This is a genomic window from Dietzia maris (assembly GCF_014144855.1).
GTDB lineage: Bacteria > Actinomycetota > Actinomycetes > Mycobacteriales > Mycobacteriaceae > Dietzia > Dietzia kunjamensis.
Window position 1 is genome coordinate 1 of record NZ_JAALDN010000004.1, and the last position, 2,465, is coordinate 2,465.

The window sequence follows — 2,465 nt, forward strand, 5'->3', positions numbered from 1 at the left end:
GCGCGCGCGGCGGGCGCGGCGGGCGCGGGGCGGAGTCATGATCCCGAGTCCCGCACCGAGTCCGTCCCCGGCGCGCGGTCCTCCGCCCGGACCGGCGAGGTGATTACCGGCGACCGGTCGACCTCGGCACCGTTCCGCATGCGGCACCCCGACAAGCCGGAGGACCGCCCGAGCCAGGCCGCCGAGGGTCTGGTCGACCTGCCGTACATCATCCCCGTCGACCCCACCTCGGCAATGTTGGAGCCGGAGGACATCGAGGCCGAGTGCGCGGCCTCCGACGGCAGGCTGCCGCGGCCCGAACTGTGGCCCGGAGACATCGTCGCCGACCAGTACGAGGTCCGCGGTGCGCTCGCCCACGGCGGGATGGGCTGGATCTACCTGGCGGTCGACCACAACGTGTCCGACCGCTGGGTCGTCCTCAAAGGCCTGCTCCACGCCGACCAGGCCGAGGCCCAGGAGGTCGCCGTCGCCGAGCGGGAGATCCTGGCCGAACTGTCCCACCCGTCGATCGTGCGTATCTACAACTTCATCCACGACGACTGGGCCACGTCGCCCACCCATGGCGGGTACATCGTCATGGAGTACGTCGGCGGCCCCAGCCTGCGCGACGTCCGACGAGCGGCACCCGGGCGGGTGCTGCCGGTGGAGAAGGCCATCGCCTACGTGCTCGAGGTCCTGCAGGCGCTCTCCTACCTGCACTCGGTGGGACTGGTCTACAACGACCTCAAACCCGAGAACATCATGCTCACCGAGGACCACGTCAAACTGATCGACATGGGCGCGGTGTCCGGCGTCGGGGACTACGGGCACATCTACGGCACCCCCGGTTTCCAGGCCCCGGAGATCCCCCGGACCGGGCCCACCATCGCCTCCGACCTGTACACCGTCGGTCGCACCCTCGCCTCGCTCATCGTGCGGCTCCCCGTGGTCGACGGCCGCTACGCCGACGGCATCCCCTCCCCGATGGAGGAGCCGGTGTTCAGCCGGTACGACTCGCTGTACCGGTTCCTCCTGCGCTCGACCCACGAGGAACCCGACTCGCGGTTCCGCAGTGCCAACGGGATGGCCAACCAGCTCATGGGCGTCCTGCGGGAGGTACTCGCGCTGCGCACCGGGGTCCCGCACCCGGCGTTCTCCTCGGTGTTCTCACCCCAGCGATCGACCTTCGGCACGCTCTTCACCGTCGAGCCGACCGACTTCCTCGTCGACGGCCGCGCCCGCGACACGACGCTCACCGGGTCCGAACTGGTCGACGCCCTGCCGGTGCCGCTCATGGAGGCCTCCGACCCCGCCAGCCGCATTCTCGCCGCGACCTCGTACACCTCGGTCGAGCAGCGGATCGACACCCTCCTCGAGCTGTACTCCGACACCGAGTCCGAGGCCCGCGAGAGCGTCGGCGTGATCATGTCACTCACCCGCGCCTACCTCGAGAGCGACGATCTCGCCGCGGCCGAGGCGCTGCTGGAGGAGAACGCGCACCGGATGCCCGCCGAATGGCGGCTGGTCTGGTACGACGGCGTGACCGACCTGCTCAAGGGCGACCCCGTCGGGGCGTACCCCAAGTTCCAGAGGGTGCTCTCGGCCATGCCCGGCGAGAACGGCCCCAAACTGGCCCTGGCCGCGACGGCCGAACTGATCCTCGACGTGTGCCCCGAGAGCGACCGGGCCCGCTGGGCACGCTCGAGCGAACATTTCTACCGCACGGTGTGGTCGGTCGACCGGTCCGTGATCAGCTCCGCGTTCGGGCTGGCGCGCCAACTGCAGCGGCGCGGCGAGGTCAAGGCCGCCATCGAGGAGCTCGACCGCGTCCCACCCAACTCCCGGTACTCAGCGCTGGCCAACCTCACCGCGATCCTCCTGCTGTGCCAGGGCCGCCCGCTCGATGAGACCGAGGAGTCCCACCTCCGCGAGGCCGCCCGCCGGGTGACCAACCTGTCCGCCGGCGAGCACAGGGCGTTCCAGATCCGGCTCACGGTTCTCACCACCGCACTCGCCTGGATTCAGCTGCCGGACAACGAGCCGTCCCCGTCACCTCTCATGCGCGGCGTGCCGTTCACCGAGTTCGGGCTGCGCTCCGGCGCGGAGACCGTACTGCGGACCCTCGCGCGCTCCACGGAGACCCGTCAGCAGCGGTTCCGTCTGGTGGACCAGGCCAACAGCATCCGTCCACGCACCCTGTTCTGAGTCCGCGGGGGTTCCACCGACTTCAGGGGTTCTCCCCTCGGGACGGGCGGCTCAGCCCTCGCGGTCGAGAGCGGGGTCGAGAGCGGGGTCGGTGGCGAGGGCCGGGTCATCGTGGCGGCGGCGTCGCCTGGCGAACAGGATGAGTGTCGCGCCGGCCGCCGCCGCGGTGAGCGCCCACAGCACGAGCTCGGCCCCGCTGACGCCGGTGGTGGCCAACGACCCGCGGACCTCCGAATTGGCGCGGATCCACGCGTCCGACGGCGCCCCCTCGCGCGGGGTCA

Annotated in this window: 2 protein-coding genes; one reads left to right on the forward strand and one right to left on the reverse strand. The window is 71.0% G+C overall.

Translation table 11 applies throughout. From position 1 onward, the window contains the following. The coding region (locus G6024_RS00135) for a serine/threonine protein kinase (RefSeq protein WP_182640277.1) at positions 1–2,184 on the forward strand (2,184 nt) is incomplete at its 5' end. Between the two features lie 51 nt (positions 2,185–2,235). On the opposite strand, the gene G6024_RS00140 is transcribed toward G6024_RS00135, so the two are convergent. Beyond that, positions 2,236–2,465, reverse strand: a 230-nt coding sequence (locus G6024_RS00140; protein ID WP_159147545.1) for an LPXTG cell wall anchor domain-containing protein, incomplete at its 5' end; no start/stop codon positions are given.